This is a genomic window from Brevibacterium otitidis, from assembly GCF_042429315.1.
Classification (GTDB): Bacteria; Actinomycetota; Actinomycetes; order Actinomycetales; family Brevibacteriaceae; genus Brevibacterium; species Brevibacterium otitidis.
In genome coordinates, this window is sequence record NZ_JBHMAU010000066.1 from 49159 (window position 1) to 66807 (window position 17649).

The 17649-nt window shown below is 69.3% G+C and carries 19 protein-coding genes; all 19 read right to left on the minus strand.

From position 1 onward, the window contains the following. Positions 1-97 precede the first annotated feature (97 nt). Positions 98-1300 carry a prolipoprotein diacylglyceryl transferase gene (gene lgt / locus ACFFN1_RS10005; protein WP_376840585.1) on the minus strand — a complete coding sequence of 401 codons (1203 nt, stop codon included), beginning with the start codon at positions 1298-1300 and terminating at the stop codon, positions 98-100. Continuing rightward, positions 1293-2075 (minus strand): tryptophan synthase subunit alpha, encoded by a 783-nt coding sequence (trpA, locus tag ACFFN1_RS10010; protein WP_376840586.1) that lies wholly within the window; start codon positions 2073-2075, stop codon positions 1293-1295. The genes lgt and trpA overlap by 8 nt, the downstream gene beginning before the upstream one ends. Then, positions 2072-3343, minus strand: a complete 1272-nt coding sequence (trpB, locus tag ACFFN1_RS10015) for a tryptophan synthase subunit beta (protein ID WP_376840587.1) — start codon at positions 3341-3343, stop codon at positions 2072-2074. Before trpB ends, trpA begins: the two co-directional genes overlap by 4 nt. Before the next feature lie 39 nt (positions 3344-3382). Then, the gene (gene trpC / locus ACFFN1_RS10020) at positions 3383-4189 is read right to left on the minus strand and encodes an indole-3-glycerol phosphate synthase TrpC (protein ID WP_376840588.1); all 807 of its coding nucleotides are present in this window, start codon (positions 4187-4189) and stop codon (positions 3383-3385) included. Beyond that, entirely contained in the window at positions 4186-4461 is a 276-nt protein-coding gene (locus ACFFN1_RS10025) for a DUF6704 family protein (RefSeq protein WP_376840589.1), read from the minus strand. Before ACFFN1_RS10025 ends, trpC begins: the two co-directional genes overlap by 4 nt. 123 nt (positions 4462-4584) lie before the next feature. Continuing rightward, entirely contained in the window at positions 4585-5085 is a 501-nt protein-coding gene (locus ACFFN1_RS10030) for a Trp biosynthesis-associated membrane protein (RefSeq protein ID WP_376840591.1), read from the minus strand. Then, on the minus strand, positions 5082-6599 hold the full coding sequence (locus tag ACFFN1_RS10035; protein WP_376840592.1) for an anthranilate synthase component I: 1518 nt from the start codon (positions 6597-6599) through the stop codon (positions 5082-5084). The genes ACFFN1_RS10030 and ACFFN1_RS10035 overlap by 4 nt, the downstream gene beginning before the upstream one ends. Beyond that, on the minus strand, positions 6577-6969 hold the full coding sequence (gene hisI / locus ACFFN1_RS10040; protein ID WP_376840593.1) for a phosphoribosyl-AMP cyclohydrolase: 393 nt from the start codon (positions 6967-6969) through the stop codon (positions 6577-6579). The genes ACFFN1_RS10035 and hisI overlap by 23 nt, the downstream gene beginning before the upstream one ends. Then, positions 6966-7739: an imidazole glycerol phosphate synthase subunit HisF gene (gene hisF, locus ACFFN1_RS10045; protein ID WP_376840594.1), complete on the minus strand. Its 774-nt coding sequence runs from the start codon at positions 7737-7739 to the stop codon at positions 6966-6968. The genes hisI and hisF overlap by 4 nt, the downstream gene beginning before the upstream one ends. Positions 7740-7784: 45 nt before the next feature. After that, a complete protein-coding gene (locus tag ACFFN1_RS10050) occupies positions 7785-9290 on the minus strand; it encodes a carboxyl transferase domain-containing protein (RefSeq protein ID WP_376840595.1) in 1506 nt (501 codons plus the stop codon). Next, positions 9287-10492, minus strand: a complete 1206-nt coding sequence (locus ACFFN1_RS10055) for a CaiB/BaiF CoA transferase family protein (RefSeq protein WP_376840596.1) — start codon at positions 10490-10492, stop codon at positions 9287-9289. Before ACFFN1_RS10055 ends, ACFFN1_RS10050 begins: the two co-directional genes overlap by 4 nt. Positions 10493-10625: 133 nt before the next feature. Further along, positions 10626-11093 carry a PH domain-containing protein gene (locus ACFFN1_RS10060; protein WP_376840597.1) on the minus strand — a complete coding sequence of 156 codons (468 nt, stop codon included), beginning with the start codon at positions 11091-11093 and terminating at the stop codon, positions 10626-10628. Next, positions 11074-11913 (minus strand): ATP phosphoribosyltransferase, encoded by an 840-nt coding sequence (hisG, locus tag ACFFN1_RS10065; RefSeq protein ID WP_376840705.1) that lies wholly within the window; start codon positions 11911-11913, stop codon positions 11074-11076. The genes ACFFN1_RS10060 and hisG overlap by 20 nt, the downstream gene beginning before the upstream one ends. Before the next feature lie 68 nt (positions 11914-11981). Continuing rightward, positions 11982-12245 (minus strand): phosphoribosyl-ATP diphosphatase, encoded by a 264-nt coding sequence (locus ACFFN1_RS10070; protein WP_376840598.1) that lies wholly within the window; start codon positions 12243-12245, stop codon positions 11982-11984. Positions 12246-12351: 106 nt separating this feature from the next. After that, entirely contained in the window at positions 12352-13797 is a 1446-nt protein-coding gene (locus ACFFN1_RS10075; protein WP_376840599.1) for an ABC-2 family transporter permease, read from the minus strand. Next, a complete protein-coding gene (locus ACFFN1_RS10080; protein WP_376840600.1) occupies positions 13794-14588 on the minus strand; it encodes an ATP-binding cassette domain-containing protein in 795 nt (264 codons plus the stop codon). The genes ACFFN1_RS10075 and ACFFN1_RS10080 overlap by 4 nt, the downstream gene beginning before the upstream one ends. Positions 14589-14692: 104 nt before the next feature. Then, positions 14693-15370, minus strand: a complete 678-nt coding sequence (locus ACFFN1_RS10085) for a response regulator (RefSeq protein WP_376840601.1) — start codon at positions 15368-15370, stop codon at positions 14693-14695. Beyond that, positions 15367-16620 (minus strand): sensor histidine kinase, encoded by a 1254-nt coding sequence (locus ACFFN1_RS10090; RefSeq protein ID WP_376840602.1) that lies wholly within the window; start codon positions 16618-16620, stop codon positions 15367-15369. The genes ACFFN1_RS10085 and ACFFN1_RS10090 overlap by 4 nt, the downstream gene beginning before the upstream one ends. Positions 16621-16681: 61 nt before the next feature. Continuing rightward, entirely contained in the window at positions 16682-17590 is a 909-nt protein-coding gene (locus tag ACFFN1_RS10095; RefSeq protein ID WP_376840603.1) for an alpha/beta fold hydrolase, read from the minus strand. Positions 17591-17649 lie beyond the last annotated feature (59 nt).

A 17649-nucleotide genomic window follows, 5' to 3' on the forward strand; every position in this document is an offset into this window, starting at 1 on the left:
GCGTAGTCGGCTGACACGTGCAGCCAACAGTCCGTTCCAGGAGTTTCGCCACGTGGACACCACACCGCCACCGAAGTGACGAGCCGGAGGTGAGGGCTCAGTCGGACTGCGCGGATCCCTCGTCCCCGGGGCCGCGGCGCACCTGCGGGACGATCGAGATCGCCGAGGTGACAGCGCCGAAGAAGCCGAAGCTGCGGTCGGTCAGCGCATTGCCGCCGTCCTCCCGGCGGGTCTCTCCGCGATCGCGGCCGCTGCGAGTGGCATCACGCCCCGTGCCCGTTCCCAAGCCGGTGCCGCCGCCCGCGCCCGAGGCGCCGGTTCCCGAGGTGCCGGGGCCCGGCCGGTCATCGTCGCCTCCGCTGCCGCGCTGGCTGCCGCTGCCGGCGGCCTGCTCGGCCTGCATGCGGGCCAGGCCCTGTTCGGTGTAGACCTCGGGGCTCGGCTCCTTGTACTTGAGCCGGGAGAGGGTGAAGAGGGTGATGCCGATGAACAGGACGACGATGTAGAACCACAGGTTGATGCGCACGCCGAGGAAGTACTCGGAGTGGTCGATGCGCAGGGATTCGATCCACAGCCGGCCGACGGTGTAGTAGCAGATATAGGCGAAGAACACCTGGCCGTGGCCGAGCCGCAGGCGCTTGGCACCCCAGATGAGGAGCAGGCAGCCGGCGAGGTTCCACAGCGATTCGTACAGGAAGGTCGGGTGGAACAGGGTGTCGGCCGGCAGCGCGGCATCCGGCCAGTTGGGGTTCGGTGCGCCGTTGAGGACCTTGTCGATCTGCAGTCCCCAGGGCAGGGTGGTGGGCCGGCCGAAGAGCTCCTGGTTGAACCAGTTGCCCCAGCGGCCGAAGGCCTGCGCGAGGATGAGTCCCGGGGCTGCGGCGTCGATGAAGGATGTGAAGCGGATGCCGTAGTGGCGGCACACGAGCCACACTGTCAGCGTGCCGATCGCAACCGCGCCGCCGATGCCGAGGCCTCCCTGCCAGATCTTGAAGGCGTCCAGCGGATTGCCCTCGGGCCCGAAGTACGGAGTCGGCACGGTGAGCACGTAGTAGAGGCGGCCGCCGATGATGCCGAAGGGGATCGCCCATACGGCGATGTTCCACAGATCGTCCTCACTGCCGCCGCGCCGCTTCCAGCGGGCCTGGGTGAGCGTCAGTGCGGCGACGATGCCGGCGAGGATGCACAGCGCATAGGCGTGGATGGTGAAGGGTCCGATGTTGAAGCCCGACCAGCTCGGTGAGGGGATCGCCGCGCTCAGCGGGCTGAGTGCGACGGCACCGGCGAGGGTTTCATGCATGATCTCTGACTCCCTGGGCGAACTCGGCGGCATGGGATTCGACGGCGGCGGGTCCGCCCTCTGCAAGTGCGGTGACGAGAGCAGAGCCGACGATGACACCGTCAGCATAGCCAGCGACCTCGGCGGCCTGCTGGCGGTTGGACACGCCGAGGCCGACGCACACGTGTTCGGCACCGGCGGCGCGGGTGTCGGCGACGAGCTGCTGCGCGGAGGCGCCGACCTGTGCGCGGGTGCCGGTGACACCCATGGTCGAGGCGGCGTAGACGAAGCCCGAGGCGTGCGAGGCGACATAGGCGAGCCGCTCCGGACTCGAGGACGGGGCGACGAGGAAGATCCGGTCGAGGCCGTGGGCGGTGCTCGCGGCGATCCACTCCTCGGCTTCGTCCGGGACGAGATCGGCGGTGATGATGCCTGCTCCCCCGGCGTTGGCCAGGTCGCGGGCGAAGGCGTCGACGCCGTACTGGTAGATGAGGTTCCAGTAGGACATCACGACCGGGGTGGCGCCGGCGGCAGCGACGGCCTCGACAGCGGTGAAGCTGTCGCGGGTGCGCACTCCTCCGCGCAGCGCCTTGACGGAGGCCGCCTGGATGGTGGGGCCGTCCATGCCGGGGTCGGAGTACGGGATGCCGACTTCGACGATATCGGCGCCGCCGGCGACGACGGCGCGCAGCGCATCGAGCGAGCCGGGCACATCGGGAAAGCCGACGGGCAGGTAGGCGATGAAGGCGGCACGGTTCTCTGCTGCGCAGGCGCGCAGCACCTCAGCGGTGCTCATGGGCGGCTCCTCTCATCGTCGTGGGCGCGGGAGGGATCCTCGGCGTTCTGCGCGTCAAGGTAGCCGAAGTACTTTCCGGCAGTGTCGACGTCTTTATCGCCGCGGCCGGAGAGGTTCGCGATGATGATCGCACCCTCACCGAGTTCGCGGCCGAGCTGCAGCGCCCCGGCGAGAGCGTGAGAGCTCTCGATCGCCGGGATGATCCCCTCGGTGCGGCACAGCAGCCGGAAGGCCTCCATCGCCTCGGCGTCGGTGATCGGCAGGTACTCGCCGCGCTCGATCGACTGCAGCCACGCGTGTTCGGGGCCGACGCCCGGATAGTCGAGGCCAGCGGAGATCGAGAAGGACGGCAGGGTCTGTCCGTCCTCATCCTGCATGATGACCGACTTGGAGCCGTGCAGCACGCCGACGCGTCCGTCATTGAGCGGCGCGGCATGCTGTCCGGTGTCGATCCCGGCGCCGGCGGCTTCGCAGCCGACGAGGCGGACGTCCTCATCGCCGATGAAGGCGTGGAAGATGCCGATGGCGTTCGAGCCGCCGCCCACGCAGGCGGTGATGGCATCGGGCAGCCGGCCGGTCTGCTGCTGGATCTGGTCGCGGGCTTCGACGCCGATGATGCGCTGGAGCTCCCGCACGAGGAAGGGGAACGGGTGCGGGCCGGCGACGGTGCCGAAGAGGTAGTGGGTGGTCTCCACCGAGGCGACCCAGTCGCGGAAGGTCTCGTTGATCGCGTCTTTGAGCGTGCGGGTGCCGGCTTCGACGGGCACCACCTCGGCGCCGAGCAGACGCATCCGGGCGACGTTGAGCGCCTGCCGGGCGCAGTCCTCTGCACCCATGTAGATGGTGCAGTCGAGGCCGAGCAGCGCGGCAGCGGTCGCTGAGGCGACGCCGTGCTGGCCGGCGCCGGTTTCGGCGATGACGCGGGTCTTGCCCATCCGCTTCGTCAGCAGCGCTTGGCCGAGGACGTTGTTGATCTTGTGGCTGCCGGTGTGGTTGAGGTCTTCGCGCTTGAGGAAGATCCGTGCTCCCCCGGCGTGCTCGGAGAACCGCGGCGCTTCTGTCAGCAGGCTCGGCCGGCCGGTGTACTCGGCGTGCAGGCGGGTGAGTTCGGCGATGAACTCGGGGTCGAGGACGGCCTTGGAGAAGGCTTCGGTGATCTCGTCGAGGGCGCCGACGAGTGCTTCGGGGACGAACCGCCCGCCGAAGTCACCGAAGTACGGTCCCTGCGGCAGTGCGCTGTGCTGCGGGGAGAAGAGTTCGTAGTCCAATGCTGTCCTTTTCGATCAGAACGGGCGAGACGCAGCAGTTCAGGTGCGCTGCCGCTCGGCTTTGGCTGTCTGTCCGGCTGCGGTGAACGCGGCGACGTTCTCCTGCGGCTGCCCGCCGGTCACGAGTGCCTGGCCGACGAGCGCGAGATCAGCGCCCTGTGCTGCATAGGCGGAGACATCAGCGGCGGTGCTGACACCGGATTCGCCGACGAGCACCGACTCCGGCGGGCACAGCTCGGCCAGCGGTGCGAAGCGGCCGAGGTCGACGCTGAGATCCTTGAGGTTGCGGGTGTTGATGCCGAGCAGCGCGGGTCTGATCGCAGCAGCGGCTTCGATCTCCTCGGCGGTGTGCGCTTCGACAAGGGCGGCCATCCCGAGGCTGGCGGCCAGTTCGCTGAACTCCTGCAGCTGCGCGGCACTGAGGCCGGCGACGATGAGCAGCACGATGTCCGCACCGTGGGCGCGCGCCTCGTAGAACTGGTACTCATCGACCATGAAATCCTTGCGCAGCACCGGGATGTCGACGGCGGCGCGGACGGCGTCGAGGTCGGCCAGCGAGCCGTTGAAGCGCCGCTGCTCGGTGAGCACGCTGATCGCTGCGGCGCCGCCGACGGCATAGGCGGCGGCCAGTGCGGCCGGGTCTGCGATGTCGGCGAGCGGGCCGGCTGAGGGCGAGGATCGCTTGACTTCGGCGATGATGCCGAAGTCCTCAGCCGCACGGGGCAGGAACGACCGCACCGCGGGAGCATCCGCGGCGCGAGAGGTGATGTCGGTCAGTGGGACGGCGGCCCGACGCTCAGCCAGGTCCGCCCTGACACCGGTGATGATGTCGGCGAGAACGCTCACGCCTTCGCCTTGGACTTCTTTCCGCCCATTCCGGCTGCACGCAGCACGAGGCCGACGATCGGTCCGAGCACAGCGATGCCCGCTCCGGCGTAGAGGACGGGGGTCATCGCAAGGTTGACGCCGATGCAGCCGACGATGAAGCCGAGGAGAACGATGAACACGCCGGTCCAACCGGCGACGGTGTTGCCGTGTCCGGGATCCTGCACGGCGTTGTAGTCAATGCTCGACTTGTCGAGGTCCTGTGCCCCGGCGGGGGCCATCGTCTGCGTCATGGTTCTCCTTTGTGCTGGCACTTCTGTGCTGCCGCTGTCTGCGGTCATTCTCTCATGCCGGGCGCAGCGGTCCGAAACCGGCTCGCGATCCGACACCTGATCGTCATCGATGTGAGATGCGCCTCAGCTCGGGTCCTCTCCACGGGAGAGCGCATCCCAGGCGCGGGTGGGATCGAGGTACTCGTCGTCCTCCGCGCCGGTTTCTGAGGCATCGGCTTCGAAGCGGGCGGTCGTCTGCCAGCTGCCGGAGCGCAGCAGCACCCACACCGCCAGCGCGCCGGCAGCGAGTCCGGCGATGATGCCGAAGATCGGCAGGTTCGTCGTGGCGGTGCTGCTGACAGCTGCGGTGAGGCCGATGAAGGCGTAGCCGAAGCCGGCCAGCGCGGCGCAGGCGGTGATGATCCAGCGGCCGATGCGCTTGAGCAACGTGAGCAGCAGCCCGGAGACTGCGACGATGCCGGCGCAGGCGAGCAGCACCGGGGAGTTCTGCGGCGCCTCACCGGGCCCGGCGCTCACCCCGGTGAGCTCAGCGGTCTCGACCGCCTGGAACCACGGCTGGGAACCGATCATCCACAGCACGGCGGCTGCGGCCAGCAATGCGATGACGGCACGTGAGCGGGTCATCGGCTGGCCTCCGGCCGGCGCAGCGTGTGGGCTGCGGCTGCCGCCCGCAGCACGGCGGCTGCCTTGTTGCGCGATTCCTGGTCTTCGGAGGCGGGCACGGAGTCGGCGACGACACCGGCGCCGGCGCTCACGGAGATCCGCCCGTTGCAGATGACGCCGGTGCGGATCGCGATCGCGACGTTGAGGTCGCCGGTGAAGGACAGGTAGCCGACCGCTCCCCCGTAGACCCCGCGGGCGACGGTCTCGTACTCGTCGATGAGCTGCAGGGCCCGCGGCTTCGGCGCACCGGAGAGCGTGCCGGCCGGGAACACCGCGGAGAGCACGTCGATGCCGTCGACATCGTCTGCGCAGGTGCCGACGACCGTTGAGCCGATGTGCATGATGTGGCTGTAGCGTTCGATCTCCATGAAGCTCACGACATCGACGCTGCCGGGCCGGCACACCTTCGACAGGTCGTTCCGGGCGAGGTCGACGAGCATGAGGTGCTCGGCCCGCTCCTTCTCGTCAGCGAGCAGATCGGCTGCCAGCTGGCGGTCCTCCTCGGCGGTGGCGCCACGCGGTCGCGAACCGGCGATCGGATGGGTCTCGACCCGGCCCTCGCTCACGGTCACGAGCGCCTCGGGCGAGGAGCCGACGATCGTCATCGGGGTGCCGTCGGGGGTCGGCACGTCGAGCAGATACATGTACGGGCTCGGGTTGAAGGTGCGCAGCAGCCGGTAGACGTCGAGCGGATCGGCGCTGCACGCGGTTTCGAAGCGCTGGGAGAGCACGACCTGGAAGATATCGCCGTCGACGATATTGCCCTTGGCCTCCTCGATCATCCTGAGGAAGTCAGCGCGCTCGGTGTGTGAGGCGACCTCCGGTTCGGCCCGCTCATAGGAGGCGACAGCGGAGTCCAGGGGTGCGGCGAGTTCGGCCAGCATCTGGTCGATGCGCTGGCAGCCGGCGTCATAGGCCTCGTCGACGCCGCTGTCGAGTCCGTTGACGTTGACGACATTGGCTACGAGCGTGACCTCGGAGGTGTAGTGGTCGTAGATGGCGACGTCGCCGGGGATCGAGAGGCTGAGCTCGGGCACCGTGTCGACCGGTGCCGGGCCCTCGCCGAGGCGTTCGATGCGGCGGACGAAGTCCCAGCCGAGGTAGCCGACGAAGGAGGAGATCATCGGCGGCAGCCCGCCGTGGGGCCGTTCGATGGACAGCAGCCTGAGCGCCTCGTGCAGGCCGGTGAGCACATCGCCGCCGGTCGGCACGCCGACGGGAGGGTCGCCCAGCCACAGCAGCTCGCCGTGCTGCTCGGTGAGGGTGGCGACCGGGTTGCGGCCGATGAAGGAGTAGCGGTCCCACTGCCCGTGGCTGGCCGATTCGAAGAGGAAGGCGCCGCTGCGGCCGGCAGCGAGCTTGCGGTAGAGGCTCAGCGGGGTCTCGGCGTCAGCGAGCACGCGCCGGAACACGGGCACGAGGCGATGGTCGGTGGCGGCAGCGCGGAACTGCTCACGTGTCGGCGAGATGTGCATTGAGCTCCCTTCCGGTGAAGCAGGTGGCTGTCTGAGTATGACATGCGGGCCCGAGCTGATCGACCGTCAGCAGAATGGTGTCCGCATCGCAGTCGAGGGCGACGGAGCGCACCTGCTGGATGTGGCCGGAGGTCTCCCCTTTCACCCAGTACTCGCGGCGCGAGCGCGACCAGTAGGTGGCCTTCCCGGTGCTGAGGGTGCGGGCCAGAGCCTCATCGTCCATCCAGGCGAGCATGAGCACCTCCCGGGTGCTCGCCTCCTGCACGACGACCGGCAGCAGACCGCCGGGCCCGCGGCGCAGCCGGGCGGCGATCGCCGGGTCGAGGCTGGAGGCGGGCAGCTGCGGGTCGGGAGCCGAGGCGCCGGTCATCGGACGGTGATCCCTTCAGCCGCCATGGCCTCCTTCACCTCGGCGATGGTGAAGGTGCCGAAGTGAAACACGGAGGCCGCGAGCACCGCATCGGCCCCGGCGTGCACGGCCGGCGCGAAGTGCTCGAGCCTGCCTGCCCCGCCCGAGGCGATGAGCGGCACGTCGACGGCAGCACGGGCGGCGCGGATGAGCTCCAGGTCGAAGCCTGCGCGGGTACCGTCGGCGTCGACGCTGTTGAGCAGGATCTCACCGGCGCCGCGTTCGGCGGATTCGCGGATCCAGCCGATCGCGTCGAGGCCGGTGCCAGTGCGCCCGCCGTGGGTGGTGACCTCGAAGCCCGAGGCGGTGGCCGGCTGTCCCTCGGGCACCCGCCGGGCGTCGAGGGAGAGGACGAGGACCTGGCTGCCGAAGCGCTCGGCAATCTCGGTGATGAGCTCCGGGCGGGCGACCGCAGCGGTGTTGACGCTGACCTTGTCGGCACCGGCGCGCAGCAGCTGTGCGACGTCCTCGGCGCTGCGCACTCCCCCGCCGACGGTGAGCGGGATGAACACCGATTCAGCGCAGCGAGAGACCATCTCATAGGTCGTCTCCCGGCCGCTGCTCGAGGCGGTGACATCGAGGAAGGTGATCTCATCGGCGCCGCGTTCGCTGTAGCGGCGGGCCAGTTCGATCGGGTCTCCGGCATCGCACAGATCCTCGAAGCGCACACCCTTGACGACGCGTCCGGCGTCGACATCGAGGCATGGGATGACGCGCACGGCCAGGGTCATCTGAGCTGCTCTCCTCTCACTGCTGCTGTATCCACGGCCGCCGGCTCACAGCCCGAGGCTGCGGTAGCGGTCGATGCGGCGGTGCTCGCGGCGGTAGGCGGGTTCGCGCATAAGGGTGATGATCTCATGCTCGAGCGTCTGTGAGACGCGGGTGACGAAGGCCTCGGGCTCATCGGCGGCATCGGGCTTCTCCGCCACGACCCGGTCGACGATGCCGTTGGCGAGCAGCATCTCCGCATGCACGCCCTGTTTCTGGGCCATCTCCGGGGCGTGGTCGGTGTCGCGGTAGACGATCGCCGAGGCGCCCTCCGGCGGCAGCGGCGAGAGCCAGCCGTTCTCCGCTGAGAGCACCCGATCGGCCGGGATGAGCGCCAGCGCACCGCCGCCGGTGCCTTCGCCCATGATGAGCGAGACCGTCGGGGCGTCAAGGGTCACGAGATCGGCGAGACAGCGGGCGATCTCGCCGGCCAGTCCGCCCTCTTCAGCACTCTTCGACAGCGCCGCGCCGGGAGTGTCGATGATGGTGACGAGCGGGATGTGCAGCTCAGCGGCCAGGGCCATGCCGCGGCGGGCCTCACGCAGGGCGGCCGGTCCGAGCGGTCCGCGAGCGGACTGCCGGCTGCGGTCCTGGCCGAGCACGATGCACGGGGCGGTGCCGAAGCGGGCGGCGGCGAGCAGCAGCCCGGGGTCCTTCTCCCCCTGGCCGGTGCCGTTGAGCGGTACGACGTCCCGCGCGCCGGTGCGCAGCAGCTCGCGCACGCCGGGCCGGTCGGGGCGGCGGGAGGCGGTGATGATGTCCCAGGCGCGGGTGCCCTGCGGCAGCGGATCCGGTTCGGTCTGCGGGTCCGGCACCGGGGCGGGGACCTCACGGGCGCCCATGAGGACGTTGAGGACCATGTTCACCGTCGAGGCGATCCGCTCCGGTGAGAGCACTGCGTCGATGATGCCGTTGCGGTAGAGGTTCTCGCCGGTCTGCACGCTGTCGGGGAACTTCTCCCCATAGAGCTGTTCGAACACGCGCGGGCCGAGGAAGCCGATGAGGCTGCCGCGGTCAGCGACGGTGAAGTGTCCCAGCGAGCCCCAGGAGGCGAACACGCCGCCGGTGGTCGGGTGGCGCAGGTACACGAGGTACGGCAGGCCGGCCCTGCGGTGGGATTTGACGGCAGCGGCGAGCTTCACCATCGTGAGGAAGGCGACGGTGCCCTCCTGCATGCGGGTGCCGCCGGACGCCGGTCCGGCCAGCAGCGGCAGCCCTTCGGCCGTCGCGCGTTCGATGGCGCGGCACAGCCGTTCGGCTGCGGCCACGCCGATCGAGCCGGCGAGGAACCGGAACTCACACGCGACGACGGCCACGCGCCGACCGTAGATGCGGCCCTCACCGGTGATGACGGCCTCGTCGACGCCGGACTTCTCCGCTGCTGCCGCCAGTTCAGCGGCATACTCCTCGGAGAGGCCGTCGGCCGGGGTGATGGGCGGTTCGTCCCAGGAGACGAAGGTGCCGTCGTCGACGACGAGGTCGATGAGCTCGGCGGCGCTCAGTCGTGAGCTCATGACTCATCCTCCAGCCAGGCGCGGATCGCTGCGCCGTGCTCGTCGAGCAGCGGCGGGGCGAGGTGCTCGTGCGGGGTCGATTCGGTTTCGCCGGACGCATCGGCGTCGAAGAAGCGCAGCGGCGGTCCGGGCAGGTCGATCTGTCCGAGCACCGGGTGTTCGACGGAGAGCTTGAGCCCCTGGGACAGTGCCTGCTCCCACTGGTAGACGTCCTGCAGGGAGCGCACGATGCCGGAGGGCACACCGGCGGCGGAGAGCTTCTCGAGCAGCTCCTCAGCAGTGTAGGCGCTGAAACGGTCTTCGATGAGGTCGATGACCGCCGGCCGGTTGTCGACACGTTCGTGGTTGGTGGCCATGCCCGGGGTCTCCGGGTCGATGTCGAAGGCGGCGCAGAGCTTGTGCCACAGGTTCTGGTTGCCCACCGAGATCTGCACGGCGCCGCCCTTGCAGCGGAACAGGCCGTAGGGCGACAGGGACGGATGGTGGTTGCCGCCGGGGGCCGGGTTCTCCCCGGCGACGGTGGCGCGGGTGCCCTGAAAAGCGTGTACGCCGACCATGCTGGCGATGAGCGAGGTGCGCACGACCTTGCCGCGGCCGGTGCGCTCGCGTTCGAGGAGTGCGGCGAGCACACCGTAGGAGCCGTAGATGCCGGAGAGCAGATCGGCGATCGGCACGCCGACCTTCTGCATATCGTCCGGGCCGGAGCCGGTGAGCGACATGAGCCCGGCCTCTCCCTGGGCGATCTGGTCGTAGCCGGCGCGTGCCGCCTCGGGACCGTCGTGGCCGAAACCGGTGATTGAGAGGATCACGAGCCGCGGGTTGAGCTCCATGCAGCGTTCGGTGGGGAAGCCGAGGCGGGCGAGCACGCCGCCGCGGAAGTTCTCGATGAGCACATCGGAGCGGGCGAGGAGCTGGGCGAGGGTCTCATTGTCGGCCTCGTCTTTGAGGTTGAGGGCGATGGACTCCTTGTTGCGGTTGCAGGAGAGGAAGTAGGTGGCCTGCAGATCGTCCTCCGGGCCGACGAACGGCGGACCCCAGGAGCGGGAGTCGTCGCCGGCGGTCGGGTTCTCGACCTTGATGACGCGCGCACCGAGGTCGCCGAGCATCTGCCCGGCATGCGGGCCGGCGAGGGCGCGGGAGAGGTCGACGACGGTGTAGCCGGACAGCGGTCCGGAGCGGGCGGTGGTCTCGGAAGTGCTCATCGTCTGGCGGTTCTCCTTCGTCGTCGGGCCGGTGCAGGCAACAGGGCCTGCTGAGTCACAGTGTGCCCGAGGTGCCGGTCGTCTCACCGAGGCGTCTCATGCGGGTGCCTGCGCACCGGCACCGGGCGCCGCCTCAGTTGTCGGGCACATCGGGTGCACTGTACGTGTCCACGAGTCTACGCAACCGGTCACAGGCGCGGCGCGCCCGGTCTCCGTCGGCGGACTGGATCGCCATGACCGACAGGGTCGAGCCGTCGGAGAGGTCGAGCATCACCCAGGAGTCACCGCCTCGGGGGTGGTAGCTGATCGAGAGGATCCGCGACCATTCGACGCGGGTGGTGCCGATGATGTTGCGGACGATGAGCGCCTCATCGGTGACGAAGGCGGCGATCGCGCCGATCCGCCAGACAGCGACGCCGAAGAGCAGGCCGAGCGCGTTCATCCAGAGGATGTCGAGGCGGCTCCAGGCGGACCATTCGAGTGTTGTGAGTCCCCAGCTCAGCAGCGCGAAGGAGATGACGATCGTCACCGCGAGGACGACGGTGAGGATCCTCGTGAAGTAGGGCCGGAAGGGCCGGGTCTCAGATGCGGCAGGCGCCAATGTTCGTCACCAGGATCGCACGTGCGCCGACGGCGTGGAGCTGGTCCATGATCTTGTGCACGTCGCAGGCGGCGACCATCGTGCGCACGGCATACCAGTCGCTGTCGTGCAGCGCGGACACAGTCGGGCTCTCGAAGCCCGGGGTGAGGGCGGTCGCCTCGGCGAGGTGCTCGGCGGCGATGTCGTAGTCGACGAGGACGTAGTCGCGGGCGACCATGACGCTTTCGAGCCGGCGCAGGAACGTCGCTGCAGCCGAGGTGCGCTGCCGGTTGATGATGACGACGGCTTCGGAGTGCAGGATCGGGTCGCCGAATGTCTGCAGGCCGGCCATCCGCAGTGTGGTGCCGGTTTCGACGACATCGGCGATGGCGTCGGCGACGCCGAGCTCGATCGACACTTCGACGGCTCCGTCGAGTTTGATGACGCGGGCGCTGAGGCCGCGCTGGGCGAGGTCGCGTTCGACGAGTGTCGGATAGCTGGTCGCCACCGTGAGGCCATCGAGTTCGGTGATCTCGTGGAAGGCACCTTCCGGTCCGGCGTAGTGGAACCGGGAGCGGGCGAAGCCCAGCGGCAGGCATTCCTTCGCTTCGGCACCGGATTCGAGCAGCAGGTCGCGGCCGGTGATGCCGAGGTCGATGAGGCCGCGGCCGACGTAGATGGCGATATCGCGGGGGCGCAGATAGAAGAATTCGATGCCGTTGTCGGAGTCGCGGTGGACGAGGCGCTTGGAGGTTGCGCGCACCTGGTAGCCGGCCTCGCGCAGCATCGTGCCGGCCTCTTCGGACAGGGAGCCCTTATTGGGCACGGCCACCCGCAGCATGCCGTCGGTGCGCACGGTCGGAATCCGGGCGGTGTCGGGATTCTCGGGGCTCACAGCTTCCTTTCCGTTCACAGGGCGCGGTAGACGTCGTCGAGGCTGATCCCGCGGGCGATCATCATGACCTGCAGGTGATAGATCGCCTGGGCGATCTCCTCAGCCAGCTCGGCGTCGGATTCGTACTCGGCGGCCATCCATACCTCGGCGGCCTCTTCGACGACCTTCTTGCCGATCGCGTGGACGCCGGCGTCGAGTTCGGCCACGGTCGATGAACCGGCCGGACGGGTGGCTGCTTTGTGCGTGAGTTCTGCGAACAGTTCTTCGAAGGTCTTCACACGGCCAGGGTAGTACACGCTCCACGCCCAGCTGCAGCGGGTCTTGGTCGCTGTCTGCCCTCGGGTGCCGCGCCTGTCTGTGGTCAGGTACCGCGCCTGTCTGTGGTCAGGCGCCGCCCTCCCGCAGCGGTGCCGTGCGCAGGGCGCGCACCGTCAGCATCCAGCACGCGCAGATCGCAGCTGTGCAGATGGTCACGGCGATGAGCAGTCGCAAGGGGGTGTCAGCACTCAACGGCCAGCCGGTCGGTCCGAGGATCCACAGCGGTGACGCGGCGAGCACATCGCCGCCGAAGGTGGCGCTCACGACGATGCCTCCGATGCCGAGTCCCAGCGCCCAGCCGGGCCCGAGGCGGACGGCCAGCCACAGCGCCGCAAGCGTCTGTGCCGTGCCGAGCAGCAGGCACAGGAGTCCTGCCGCTGCGAGCTCACCGAATGCCATGGGGTGAGCCGTGGTGAGATTGAACACCGCAGCCAGCACCCAGAACCCGAGTGTGACAGCGGTGACGCAGGTGAGCAGGTGGGCAGGCAGCGCCGTGGTCACGCGCTGGCTGCGGACGAGCAGCAGTCGCCACCCCGGCGCCAGGGTCAGCCAGGCGATGCTCGCCAGCAGCACGGCACCGGCAGGCAGCAGCAGGAAGCTGTAGAAGCCGATGATCGCAGCAGGCCGGTAGACGAGGGCGGCGGCCAGGCACAGCAGCAGCGCCGTCGCACACAGGATGCCGATCCCCCTCCCCCGCAGGACTGCGCGGATGCCGGGGCCGGCACCGGGTCGCATGGAACGCCAGCCGACCGGGGCGCTGTCACGTGCACCGCGGACGGAGGCCGAACGGCGGTGCAGCAGCGGGCGCAGGACGAGGACTGCGGCTGCGGCGCTGAGGAGGATGGCCGGCCAGGCCGGTGCCGTGGTCAGCGTGTCAGCGGCGGTCAGTGGTGTGGCGTTTGCGTGGATGCCGAGCACCGGCAGCATCGCCCGCACCGACCAGATCGGCGGGATCGCCCACCACAGCGGCCATTCGGCACACAGGGTGCCGATGAGCTGCCATGCGCAGCCGATGAGGAAGGCGGCGATGACGCCGAAGGCTTCGGAGAGGACGAGCGCGGCAGCGAGGAATCCGAGGCTCGAGGCCCAGGCCACCACCGCTGCCTGCAGCATGGCCGGTGGATCGATCGGCTGGCCGAGGACAGCGCCGAACGGGATCGTCAGACCGAAGACAAGCAGATTCAGAAGAGCGGCCAGCCCGGCGAGGACCGCGAACCGGGCCGCTGTCACTGCTGCCGGACGCACCGGCCGCCACATCGTGCCTCCTTCCCGGGCGCGCTGCTCACGGGAGCTCGTCAGGCCGGCGATGAGGGCCAGCAGCGGGGCGCTCATGCCGGTGACGAAGAGCGCCTGCCACATGAACACCGACCGGCCCGCGGCATCGGGGGTGGCGTAGGTGCCCGAGACCGTGGCGATGACCGCGATCGGGATGCCGATGAGGGTCAGCCATGCTGCGGCCGATCCTGTGGTGCGGACGAGTTCGGCGCGGAGTGCCGGAAGCTGGCCGATCATGACCGTGTCCTCCCCACGGTCGTCGGCATGGTGAGGTTGAGGAAGGCCTGTTCGAGTCGTCCTGCCGGTGCGAAATCGTGGAGCCGGCCGCTGTAGCGGCACTGTCCGTCGGCGAGGACTGAGATGTCGTCGGCGAGGTGGGTGATCTCACCGAGCTGGTGTGAGCTGACGAGCACGGTCCTGCCGGCAGCGGCAAAGCTGCGCAGCAGTTCGCGCAGTTCGACGATGCCCTGCGGGTCGAGTCCGTTCTGCGGTTCGTCGAGGATGAGGATCTGCGGTTCGGTGAGGATGGCGATGCCGAGTGCGAGGCGGGCCTTCATTCCGGTGGAGAAGCTGCGCACGCGTTTGCGGCCGGTCCCAGCCAGGCCGACGATCTCAAGGACGTCCTCGATGCGCTGGCGGCCGATGCCGGTGAGCCTGGCGTGGATGAGAAGATTGTCGAAGGCGCTCAGGTGTCCGTAGACGGCCGGCCCGTCGATGCTCGCGCCGACATGGGCTAGGACCTCGCGTCCGGCATGCGGGGTGATCGGCTGGCCGAGGATCTCAGCGCTGCCGGAGTCGGCGTGCAGCAGCCCGAGGATGATCCTGAAGGTGGTCGATTTGCCTGCCCCATTGCGCCCGAGGAGGGCGTGGACGCGTCCGGGCATGACGGTGAGGTTGAGTCCGTTGAGGATCGGGGAGCCGCCGCGGGAGATCTGCAGATCGGCACACCGGATGGCAGGTGCTGCAGCCACCGACGCGGGAGCCTGGTGCTGGGGACGCTGGTGCTGGGGATGCTGGTGTTCGTTCATAACCTCAGCGTCACGCAGCGGCGGCGTTCGCGGCACCGCCGCTGGGAGGAGATCTGCACCCGCCTGTCTCCTCCTTACGGAGGATGCCGAAGCCTGCCCGGCCGTCAGTTCCGCCGCAGGTCTGCAGCCAGCACGACGAGGGCGATGCGGTCGCGGCACTGGAGTTTGAGCAGCAGGTTCGACACGTGTGTCTTGACGGTCGTTTCGCCGATGACGAGCTCGTCGGCGATCTCGGCGTTCGTGAGTCCCTGTGCGATGAGTTCGAAGACCTCGAACTCCCGTGGCGTCAGGGTGCTGAGCCCGGGAACCGCTTCAGGCGCGGTGCGGCGGGCGGTGGTGAGCATCTCCTGGTAGGCGGTCACAAGATGCCCGGCGGCTGCAGCCGAGATGACCGGCTGACCGGAGCTGACCGCCTGGATGCCTGTGGCCAGTTCGGTGGGGTCGGCGTCCTTGAGCAGGAATCCGGCTGCGCCTGCGTCGAGTGCCTCGCGTACGAGCTCCGGTTCGTTGAAGGTTGTGAGGAACAGCACGGCCGTCTCAGGGTGCTGCTGCCGGATCCGCCTGGCGGTCTCCAGGCCGTCGAGGACGGGCATGCGGATGTCGAGCACAGCGACATCGACGCGGTGGCGCACCATGTGCTCAAGCGCCTCGGCGCCGTTGCCGGCGGTCGCGGTGACCTCCAGGCCGTCGACGGCGTCGATGACGGTCGCCAGGGCGGACAGGAGCAGCGGCTGATCATCGGCGATGAGGACGCGCACGGCGGGTTCCCGCTGCGAGTTCATGTGCTCACCTGCCTCGCGGGGATCCTGGCGCCGAGGTGGAATCCCGGTGCCGGTGTCGGCCCGGCGGTCAGCGTGCCCCCGAGCAGGGCGGTGCGCTCGGCCAGGCCGGTCAGTCCCCAGCCGTGTTCTGCCCGCCTGGCAGCTGTTGAGCCACCGGACCGTGGAGGTGTGGTGACGACTGGGGTGGTGTCGGCGGTGATGAGAATCTCGCGCTCACCGATCACCAGCTGCAGATCGGTGAGAGCCTCCTCCGGTGCGTGACGCCGCGCGTTGGTGAGCGCCTCCTGGATGATGCGCCGGACGGCCAGGCGCACAGCCAGCGGCAGGGTCGTCTGCGCTACCGCCAGCTCCTCGGCCGTCGGGAGGTCTGCCGTCACCTGCATGCCGGTGGCGGTGAAGGCGGTGACGACCTGCGGCAGTGCGGTCAGGTCAGCCGATGGAAGTGCTGCGGCAGAACCCGTTGGTGCCGGTTCTGAGGTGTCGTCGGTTTCGCGCAGCAGGGTGACGAAGGCGCGAACATCGCTCAGCGACTGCCCGGCAGCCGAGGCGATCTGCGTCAGTGAGGCAACCGCCGCCTCGGGATCGGTGCGCGCGGTGACCTGACCGGCATGTGCCTGGGCGCGGATGAGCGTGAGACCGTGGGCGAGGACGTCGTGGAGTTCGCGGGCGATGCGCTCGCGTTCGGCAGCCGCGGCCGCCTGCTCGGCATCGCGGGTGCGCTGTTCGGCAGCGAGCGCGGCCGTGCGCATACTGCGGGCGGCGAGGAACACCGCGGCAAGGACCGCCCAGTGGGTGATGACGCGCCAGAGGTAGTAGTCGAATCCGGTGCCCGGCAGCGGCACGTACATTGCAGGTGAGGCGAAGGCGCCGGCGCAGGCGATGGCCAGGGCGGTCCACCCGGCGGCAGGGGCTGGTGCCCAGCGCGTCCAGGCGAAGACGACGAGCGGAGCAGTCAGCAGGAACGGGGTGATGCCGGTGTTGTACGGCAGTGCCGTCCAGAAGGTGACCGCCCAGATCGCCAGCAGCACACCCATCGCAATGCCGGCGGGAAGGAGTGCGCGCCGCCAGAAGAGGAGCGCTGTGACGAAGCCGCAGGCGAGGGCGGCTAGCAGCCAGTCGACGAGACTGCCGCTCTCGGCTGCGATGAGCACGTAGAGCCCGGCCACGAGCGCAGCGGGCACTGCCGCGGCCAGCTCGCTGGGACGCGGCCACCTGCGGTGCGCCTGAGCGGGGATGGGCGGGGAGTTCACAGCTCCAGGCTACCGACACCTCGGGCGCAGGCCATCCTCCTTGAGGAGGAGGCTGGTCGGTTCAGCCGAGCTCCTCACGCAGGCACGACCCGATCGCTGCGGCCCCGTCAGTGCCGAGGACCACGGTGTAGTGGTTGAGGTCAGGCAGCTCGAGGTGCCGGACCGACGGGAAGTGCGGCAGCAGCGACTCGACATGGGCAGGCGGGTACAGGCCGGGGGTCTCGTCCTGGAGTCCGCGCGGCACGGTGGTGAAGAGCACCGGACGGCCCCAGTCCCCCAGCGCGGCCAGCGCCTCGGGCAGGGCGGACCCGGTGTTCATGTCGACCGTGTCCTCCTTCGTGGTGCGCAGGCTGGTGGCCGGGCGCAGCTCGTTTCCGGCGGGCACGAGATCGTAGGCGAAGTAGTCTTCGAGCACCGGTGTCCAGGCGCCGCGGAATGCAGGGTGGTCGCGCCAGAAGTCGAGGTATTCGCTGACCGAGCCGAAGCGCATGGATAGCCGGGCAGCAGTCGGGCCGAGGATCGCCTGGACGAGGTCCTCCGGGTCGAGGCCTGCTGGAGCGTTGAGCGGCAGGCCGCCGTCGATGAGGACGAGGCGCTCGACACGCTGCGGGGCGAGGTGGGCGAGGACGACGGAGACGAAACCGCCCATCGAGTGGCCGATGACCGGCAGGGACTCGATGCTGAGGGCGTCGAGGACGGCGATCATGTCGCGGGCGTGTGCGGCCATGCCGCCTTCGCCTGCCAGGTCGCGGCTGACCCCGCGGCCGCGCAGGTCAGGTGCGATGATCCGGGTGTGCGGCAGCTCGGCGACGACGTGCGGCCACACGAGGTGTGAGGAGGTGACGCCGTGGATGGCGAGCACGGTGGGCACGGCCGCACCTTCGGCGACCTCGATGGGGTCCCAGATGCCGGCGTGCAGGCGTCCGCCGTCGACGGGTACATCGATGGTGCTGTATCTGTGCGTCATCATCCTCGGGTCCACCGGCCTTTCGTCGAAGTCGTGTGCAGCTGTGTCATGTGTCGTGGCTG